Annotated in this window: 5 protein-coding genes; 2 read left to right on the top strand and 3 right to left on the bottom strand. The window is 72.3% G+C overall.

Annotation, left to right across the window (positions count from 1 at the left end; all coding sequences use genetic code 11):
• The 3 genes from VF794_RS19390 to VF794_RS19380 form a co-directional block, all read right to left on the bottom strand.
• A partial coding sequence (locus VF794_RS19390) for a S9 family peptidase (RefSeq protein ID WP_331112527.1) occupies positions 1–1,900 on the bottom strand: 1,900 nt, incomplete at its 3' end.
• The gene (locus VF794_RS19385) at positions 1,897–2,667 is read right to left on the bottom strand and encodes a DUF4184 family protein (protein ID WP_331112525.1); all 771 of its coding nucleotides are present in this window, start codon (positions 2,665–2,667) and stop codon (positions 1,897–1,899) included. The genes VF794_RS19390 and VF794_RS19385, both read right to left, overlap by 4 nt.
• A gap of 22 nt (positions 2,668–2,689) precedes the next feature.
• Entirely contained in the window at positions 2,690–6,349 is a 3,660-nt protein-coding gene (locus VF794_RS19380) for a hypothetical protein (protein WP_331112523.1), read from the bottom strand.
• 252 nt (positions 6,350–6,601) lie between these two features.
• On the opposite strand from VF794_RS19380, the gene VF794_RS19375 reads away from it, so the two are divergent.
• Both VF794_RS19375 and VF794_RS19370 read left to right on the top strand, forming a co-directional pair.
• Positions 6,602–7,819, top strand: coding sequence for a hypothetical protein (locus tag VF794_RS19375; protein WP_331112522.1), 1,218 nt, complete (start codon positions 6,602–6,604; stop codon positions 7,817–7,819).
• Between the two features lie 151 nt (positions 7,820–7,970).
• On the top strand, positions 7,971–9,093 hold a 1,123-nt coding region (locus VF794_RS19370; protein WP_331112520.1), incomplete at its 3' end, for a KUP/HAK/KT family potassium transporter.

Raw genomic sequence — 9,093 nt, 5'->3', positions numbered from 1 at the left:
ACCAGACGTCCGCGCCCCGGGCCCGGACGGCCTTCACGATCTGCTCCGCCTCGGACTGGGGCACGCGCGGGTCATTGGCGCCCTGCTGCACGAAGAGCGCGGCCTTGATGCGGTCCACCGCGTTGAGTGGGGAGATGCGCTCCTGCACCTGGCGCACCTCGGGCTTGCGCTCGTCCCCGTACTCGGCGCGGCGCAGGTCCCTGCGGTAGGCCTGGGTGTTCTGGAGGAAGGTGGGCAGCGAGGAGATGCCCACCACGTCCACCGCGGCGCGGATGCGCTCGGGGAAGAAGGCGGCGGTGGCCAGCACCATGTAGCCGCCGTAGGAGCCTCCGTACACGGCCACGCGCGAGGCATCCAGCCGCGGGCGCGAGGCGATGTAGTCCAGCGTGGCGCCGATGTCCGCGAGGCTCTGCTCGCGCTTCACCCCGTCATCCATGGCGCGGTACGCCTTGCCGTAGCCGTCCGAGCCGCGCACGTTGGGCACCACCACCGCCATGCCCAGCTCCACCGCGAGGAACTGGGTGAAGGTGCTCAGCGCGGGGCGGCTCTGCCCCTCGGGGCCACCGTGGAAGATGATGACCACGGGCACCTTCCCCTTGGCCTGACGCGGCATGTAGACGAACGCGGGCACCTTCACGCCGTCCGTGGACGGGTAGTGCACCAGCTCGGGCTCCACGAAGGTGTCCGTGTCCAGGCCGCCCACCTCCGAGCGCGTCCAGCGGGTGCTCTTCTTCGTGCGCAGGTCCAGCAGGTAGATGTCCGCGGGCGCCTTCGACGTGGTGATGGAATAGGCGAGCACGTCCGAGCGCCCGTGCGGGAACCGCAGGCCGCCCACCACCCCCCGAGGCACCTCCACCGGGGAGAGCGCGCCGCTCTTCGTGTCCATCAGGTACAGCCGGCTGTAGCCGTCCTCGTTCGTCTCCACCGCGAGCGTCTTGCCATCCTGGGAGAGCGCGACGGCCTCCACGTTCCAGCGGATGGACTTCGTGAGGGACGGGGGCGCGGCGGTGTAGGGCGCCTTGGCGATGTCCAGCTTGTAGAGTTCGGCGAAGTCGCCGTAGCGGTCGGTGACGAGGTAGACGCTCTTGCCATCCGGCGTGAGGGCGGCGGCGTTGATGCTGCCCTTGCCCTCCTTGGGGGTGAGCTGGCGGCGCTCGCCCGTCTTCAGATCCACCAGGTGCAGGTCGGCGTCATCCGCCGCGCGGAACTGGGTGGCGAGCAACTGGGAGCCATCGCGGGAGAAGCCGGCCGGGAACCAGGAGCCCTCGGCCTCGGTGACGCGGCGGGCCTGCTTGGGGTTGTCCGTGGGCGCCACGTAGACGTCCGTGTCCTCGCCGTTGCGGCTCGTGCTCCCGTAGGCGAGCCACTTGCCATCATCGGAGACGTAGAGCGACTCGTGGCGGCTCTTGCCATCGGTGAGCAGCTCGGAGCGGCCGGTGCGCCGGTCGAGCCGGTACACCTGGAAGAATTCGCCACCGCCCACGTCCTGGAGGAAGAAGAGGAAGCGCGCATCGCCCGGGTGGAAGCGCGCGGAGTTGATGGGCTCCGAGGTGAAGGTGAGCTGGAAGCGAGCGCCCATCGGCTGCTCCACCACGTGGAGCTGGTTGGTGTCACCGAAGCGGGTGGAGAGGAGCACCTGCTTGCCATCGGCGCTCACGTCCATCAGGCCCGCCGAGCGCGTTTCCAGGTACTGGAGGACGCGCTTGCGCAGCTCGGGGGGGATCGCGGGGACACCGCTGGCCAGCAGGTTGGGCTGGCCCGTCAGCGGGGTGATGCCGGGCACCGTGGACGGCGACTGGGCGGCGGGCTTCTCCACGGGCTGGGCGGACTGCGCGAGCGCCGTGGCCGGAGCACCGGACAACAGGGAGACGAGCAGGGGTGCGAGGGTTCCAGGTTTCATGGTGCGCGAACCCTAGCACCGCCCCGCCACCGGACGAGCCCGCAGCCCAGGCAGAGCCCGAGGAGCGCGCCCGTCACCGTGGGCCAGAAGGCCCACCAGAGCTGCGCCTCCAGCGCGCCCATGTCCTGGTAGCGCGCCAGCCGCAACGCGAGCCCCACGAGGGCCCCGAGGGTGGTGGGCAGCAGCACGCGGAGGAAGTCGGCCCAGGAGCCCCCGGGCACGGCGGCCAGGTGCCGGTAGCGGCGCGCCATGTACCCGAGCACTACGAGCGAGCCCACCAGGGACGAGGCATGTTGGAGGACCCGGGCGAGCGGCAGCTCCCGGCTCCCGGCGGGGACGACGACCTCGGGGTAGAGGACGCTGGCGGGCCACATGGTGTGGTGGGTGAAGCCATCCCAGAGGAGGTGCGTGGAGGCCCCAAGCACGAGTGCCACCACGGCGAGGCCCCAGGCGGGAAGTGTACGCGGCAGGCCCTCGGTGCACGCGAAGCGGCCCCACTGCACGCCCGCGAGTTCGGGCAGGGCGAGGCGCAGCGCGGGCAACACGAGCGCCTCCAGCCACAACAGGACGGCGAGTCCCACGGGCACGCAGAAGAGGATGAAGCCGGGGAACTCATGCGCGAAATCTCCGAGCTCGCGCAGCGCGTACACATAGGAGAGGTCGGGCGCACAGGCGCCAACGACGAGCGCGGTGGGCATCAGCCCCCGGCGACCGAGCCGGAAGAAGGGCAGCACCGCGGCGGCATGGGCAGGCAGGGTGACGGGCATGGGCGTAAGGGGGGGAGGAAGGTCAGGCCGCGTCGGCGTCCGTTTGTGAAGCCGGGGCGTCCGACTCCTCGGGCCTCCAGGGCCACGCCAGCGGAGCGATGCGCGCGTAGAGCTGGAAGAGCGCCTCTCCATCGGAGTGCTCTCGGCAGACGCGGCTCGCCTCGCGCAGCAGCGCCCCTGGCGCCAGCTCCCGGCCGGACTCGCGCAGCGTGGCCCGCAACACGTCCGGCACTGCCTCCAGGATGCCGTCCTTGTGGAGCCGCCCGTCGTTGGCCTCCGCGCACAGCGCCAGGTGGCGTCCCAGCTCGGCCCTCAGCCGCGCGTCGTGCCCGAAGACGTACGAGCACATCTGGAACAGCTCCGAGCCCGTCTCCGTCAGCAGGTCCGACTGCTCCCGCGCGAAGCCCGGCTCGCCCGCGGCCCGCCACAGGCAGTCCCACCGCGCCCGCGAGGCGTAGCGCGCGTACAGCGCCCGGGCCGTGAGGTAGCTCTGCATGGAGTCATGGAAGAAGCGCACGTGCGTGGGCACCGGGCCGGGCCGCACGTCCGCCGGCACCAGCAGGCCCGCGTCCAGCAGCTCCCGCAGCTTCGTCTCGTCCGGACTGTCCCGGAAGACGATGAGCCGGCTGCGGTGCTCCCAATAGCTGCCCAGGCACAGGCTCTCCGCGAAGGCCAGCAGCTCCGAGGTGGCCTCGTCGTCCGGATCCTTCTTCAACAGGCCCGCGAACACGGCGCGGTAGAGGTTGATGACGCTGTCCACGTCGCCCCCGCCGTACCGCAGTGCCAGCCGCACGAGGATGGGCACGTACGAGCCGTCCGCCGCGCGCCCCCGGCAGATGCGCCGGAGGGACTCGGGGAACGGCACGGGCTTCCCGTCGACGCCCGGGTACGCGGACTGGAAGCGCACCAGCCCCGCCTCGTCCAACCGCTTCGGCTCCACTCCCAGCCAACGAGGTGCGTGTGCCATCGCCGTCCGGTAGGGCTCGTTGGGCCGGGCCGACAGCAGCAGCGGCGCGTGCAGCCCCACCTCGCGCTCCAGGTAGCGCAGCAGCGCCTCGGGCTCCAGCCTCGACTCGGTGAGGCCATCCAGCACGAGGAAGAAGTCCCCCGCCTCCAGCAGCGCGTCCCGCAGCGCCTCCGGCAACCCCAGCTCCTTCAGGGCCTCCTTCGCCGCCTCCTCCAGGTCCTCGGCCGCCGGGTCGATGAAGACGGGCAGTGGCGAGGCGGGCTGCTGCTCGAAGCGCTCCAGCGACAGCCGGACGAGCTGCCGCAGCAGGGCGCTCTTCCCCCGGCCTCCCGCGCACTGGATGAGCAGGTGGGCGCGCTCACGCGTGAGCAGCGCGGCCAGTTCCTCGGCGGTGCGCTCCGAGGGCGAGGGCGGCACCCCGGGCCCCGCGTACTCGATGACGTGCGAGGACAGCTCCACGAACACCTCGCCATTGGCGCGGGCGGAGGCCACGTCCACGCGGCGGCGGAGCTGCCTCACGTAGGAGGCGAAGAAGCGGCGTCTGAAGGCGGGCCAGCGCAGCAGCGGCGCGGCGGCCCAGGAGAAAGGATGGGTGAAGACGAGCCGGCGGAACACGGCCGGAGACAGCAGGCCCAGGCCCGCGCACAGCATGAGTTCGGCGCACACCACGGCCAGCACCGTGGGCACGTGGACGCGCAGCCCGCCCACCAGGCCCAGCAACTCCCCGCCTCCCACGCCCACCACCGAGCCGACGTAACCCATGAGCGGCAGCCACCGGCGGGAGACCGCGGTGGAGCGCAGCAGCAGCATGGGCAGCAGGAGCAACAGCGTCACCACGAGGCACGCCAGCGCGGTGCGCACCCAGACACGGTCGAGCAGCGGCACGCCGAAGGGCACGTGCCGGAAGGTGGCGGTGAGGCGGGTGCCGTTCTCCACCTCGTGCGACACCACGGCGCGGTAGAGGCGCTCGGCGCTCCCCGGCGGCTCGGTCCACTGGAAGAGCACGCCGGCCGGCCCCACGAGGTGCCGCAGCCCCTGCCCCGCCAGCTCCCCCTCGCCGTCCTCCGCGCGCAGCTCGAGCCGCAGCGAGCGCCCGGCCTCCGTCGCGTGCGCCAACCCGGGCCAGTCGAGCTCCAATGACTCCAGCGACGCACCCGCCTCGAGGCGGCCTCCTACCCGGACCTTCCCGCTCGCCTCGCGCTCGATGCGGGCCCCGCCCGCGAAGCCCAGGCTCACGCGCCGCACGTCCGAGGCCGGCCCGTAGACGTAGCTGCGCGGAACGCCGGCGATCCACACCCGCCCGGTGCCCGGGATGGGGAGCACGTCGCTCATTCCCACGCCCTCGAGCACCAGCGGCGCCCGCAGGGCGTCCGGCTCGACCACGAGCCGCTGGAGGGTGGTGCCATCATCCGACAGCAGCCACCCGTCCCGCTCGCTCCATGCCTTCAGCAGGGGGGCGCGGAACTCCGTGTGCATCGCGGTGCGGGTGGTGAGGGCGTCGCCCTTCACGGACAGCAGGCGCACCTCGCCCTTCTCCGTCACCGCCCACGCGTGCTCCGCCGAGAGCGGCACCAGCCGCGCGCCCCCGAGCTCCGCGTCCGCGCTGCGCGCCAGCACCTCTCCGCTGTCCCCCAGGAGGTAGACGCCCCGCTCGTCGCCAGCCCACACGTGGCCCTCCGGCGAGCGCGCCAGGGACAGCTCCCCCTCCACCGCGAGGCCCGAGCCCACCGCCTTCCCATCGAGCCCCACCAGCCGCAGCTCGACCTGGGAGGACGGCGAGGGCCCCGCCAGCACGGCCCAGACGTGGTCGGGCGCGTGGTGGGCGACGAGCCGTTGGACGCGAGCGCCTCCGAGCAGCGTCTTCTTCGTCCCGTCACGGGTGACGAGCAGGAGCTGCCCGGGCTTTTCGGGCTGGTCCGCGAGCACCCAGACCTGCTGGGGCTGCCCGGTGGGGAGGAGGACGAGGTCACGCGCCTCGAGCAGGCGCGGGCCGAGCGGCGAGCGCGCGCGCGGATCCACGAAGTGCAGTCCCTGGTCCAGCACCACCCAGCCCTGTCGCCCCTGTGCCACCGGCATCACCTTGCGCGCGGTGGTCCACCAGAGGCTCGCACCGGGCAGGAGGCTCTTGCTCGCGGGTGGGGTCAGGGAGATGGGGCCCGCCCCTCCCGCGACCTCGGTATCGAGGATCCGCAGCTGGGAGTCGAACTGGGACACGGCCCAGAGCCGCTCGCGGCCCTCGGACGGCGCGAGCTCCAGCTCGAAGGCTCCATCCCCCAGCAGGTGCTCGACGTGGCCCGCGTGGTCCACGAGGTACACCTGGCTGCGCGCCTTGTTGGAGAGCGAGGACTCCTGCACGTGCACCCAGGCGCGCTCGGGGTTGGCCGTGGGCACCACGTCCACGACCTGCCCGTCCTGCTTGTCACCGAACTGCGTGGCGACGAGCTCGCGTCCCTCCGCGTCCACGAGCCACAGCCCGGGCCGGCCCGGCGTCCACCCCCAGACATGCTGGCCGTGGCCGCAGGGCGCCATCCGGGTGCCGCGCGAGATGGGCCGCAGCCAGTACCCCTCGACCTGGGCCTCGACGGGCGGCGCAGGGGCCTCGCTCCGGGAGCAGGCGGCCACGCTCCCGAGCAGCAGGAGCACGGCGCTCGCGAGGAGCGGACTCGAGGGAAGCAGGCTCCGCCGGAAGGACCGGGCACGGGAGGAAGTCGTCATGGCGAGCGGCCCGCATTGTGGCACAGAACGCCTGCCCGCCGGGCCACCCAGGAACGCGCGTCCGGAGCAATGGGGCGCGTCGCCCGCTCCCCCGAGGAGCCCCAGGAGCGGACAGTCCGGGACAGGTGCCGCGCACCACCCGACACGCCATTGCCCCTTGGGATGAGGAAGAGGCGGGAAGCGAACGATGCACGCCCGGAGGAGCCGACCCATCTTCACCCTCACGTGAAGTACGTCCATGGAGACCTGTGTATGAGGCTTGTCGGTTCCTTGCTGTGTCTAGGCCTGCTGACCGCGAATGGCGCGGCTCGGGCACAACAGACCTATGTCCCGCCTCCGGCGCCCACGGCACCCAAGCCCGCGCCCGCCGCTCCGCCACCGGCCACCTCGTCCACCACGACGACGACCACCACCACGACGCAGCCGGCGCCCACCGCACAGCCGGCGCCCACCGCACAGCCGGCGCCCGCGCCCGCGACGCCTCCCACGCCCGCGACGCCTCCCGCGCCCACGGCACAGCCCGCGCCTCCACCGCCTCCCCCGCCCACGGCGCAGACCACGCCTCCCACCCCGCCGCCCGCGTACCAGGGACCCGCGGAGACGCCCTCCGAGCGGGCCCTCCGCTACAGCAGCTTCTCCTCCGGCTCCGGCGGCCTGCTGCTCATCTTCACGGAGATCATCAGCGGCCTGTCGACGGGCGCCCTCCTCGGCCACAGCCTCGAGACGAAGAACGGGGCCTACGTGGGCGCGGTGCTCGGTGGCCTGTCGCTCGGCACGGCGGCGGCCGTGTACCAATACTATGTGCCGGTGGAGCGCAATGAGTCCCTGCTCGTCGCGGGCGGCGCGGCGCTGGGCTTCCTCGCCGGCTTCGGCTACGGCACCGAGCACGAGCTCGACGGTCGGGACCGCGCCGTCGCTACCCTCCTCGCCACCCAGGCCGGCATCGTCGGCGTGCTGGCGGCCACGGCCCGTCCCGGCGACGTGAGCCAGGGGGATGCCCTGCTCGTGGGAATGAGCTCCATCTACGCCTTCGTGTTCACCGGGCTCGTCCAGCACACGGTGGCGATCGGAAACGAGGGGGATGACGACCCCGACCTCTCGCCGACGCTGGTGGCGCCCGCGCTCGGCATGGCCCTGGGTGGCCTGCTCGCGGTGCCGCTCGAGCTGTCGTCCGAGCGCGTCTTCAAGCTCACGGTGCTGCCGCTGGGCGTGGGCGCGCTGATGCTGGTGGCGGGCACGGCGCTCGCGGATGGCATCGCCGTTCCCCTCTCCGCGATGGGAGGCGTCGCCGCGACCTTCGTCATCACCGCGCTGGCCACGGCCGAGCCGCCGCCGGGTGCTCCGCCGACGCTGTACTCGCAACCGCGCTCCCCGGACGCCCTCCAGGTCCTGCCCGTGCCGGTGCTGATGCGAGCGGGCCGCGGCGGCCAGTCGCTGGCCGCGGGCCCTGGCATGCTGCTGCGCTTCTGAGGGATAGTCACTCCAAGCCCTTGTTTTTCCTGGGCATTCCCCCGCCCCTCGCGGAAGGGATGCACGGGGGACGGAGGTGCGCTAAGGCTGGCGGTCTCTCGCGGGCGGCCCGGAGGAACGGGCCGACCCGCTCTTCGAGACGAGCCTCTCCGTGCACTCCACCACCTCCCCCGCCGGCGCTGAACCGGACTCACCCCGACGCCTCGCGCTGACAGCGCTGGGGGCGCTGGGAGTGGTCTACGGGGACATCGGTACCTCGCCCCTGTACGCGCTGCGCGAGTGCTTCCACGGGCCCCACGCCATCGCCCCCACGCCCGCCAACGTGCTGGGGGTGCTGAGCCTGTTCTTCTGGTCCCTCATCATCGTCATCTCGGTGAAGTACCTCGGGTTCGTCATGCGCGCGGACAACCGGGGTGAGGGCGGCATGCTGGCGCTGATGGCGCTGGTGATGAACCGCACGCGCGAGGGCGCCCCCAGCCGCAACCGCCAGGTGCTGGTGTGGATGGCGCTGTTCGGCGCGGGCCTCATCTACGGCGACGGCGTCATCACCCCGGCCATCTCGGTCCTCTCGGCCACCGAGGGCCTCAACGTGGCCACGCACGTGTTCGAGCCCTACGTGGTGCCGCTCACGCTGGTCATCCTGGTCGGCCTGTTCGTGATGCAGAGCCAGGGCACGGCCGGCATCGGAAAAATCTTCGGGCCGGTGATGCTGCTGTGGTTCCTCACCATCGGCACGCTGGGGGCGCGCTCCATCCTGACCTCGCCGAACGTGCTGCGGGCGGTGTGGCCCGGCTACGCGGTGGACTTCTTCCTCCACAACGGCGTGCACGGCTTCCTGCTGCTGGCGGTGGTCATCCTGGTCATCACCGGCGGTGAGGCGCTCTACGCGGACATGGGCCACTTCGGCCGCCAACCCATCCGGCTGGCGTGGTTCGTGGTGGCGCTGCCCTCACTGCTGCTCAACTACTTCGGGCAGGGTGCGCTCCTGCTGCGCGACGCGACGGCGGAGAACCCCTTCTACCAGCTCGCCCCCCCCATCCTGCTCTACCCGCTGGTGGCGCTCGCCACCCTGGCGGCGAGCGTCGCCAGCCAGGCGCTCATCTCGGGCGCCTTCAGCCTCACGCGCCAGGCCATCCAGCTCGGCTACAGCCCGCGCATGCAGATCGTCCACACCTCCAAGCAGGAGGCCGGGCAGATCTACATCCCCGAGGTCAACAAGGCGCTCGCCGTGGGGACGCTGCTCCTCGTCGTCACCTTCCGCTCCTCGACGGCGC

The organism is Archangium sp. (genome assembly GCF_036389735.1).
Classification (GTDB): domain Bacteria; phylum Myxococcota; class Myxococcia; order Myxococcales; family Myxococcaceae; genus Archangium.
The sequence above is the reverse complement of the archived record's forward strand: the minus strand, read 5'-3'. Positions and strand labels throughout refer to the sequence as shown.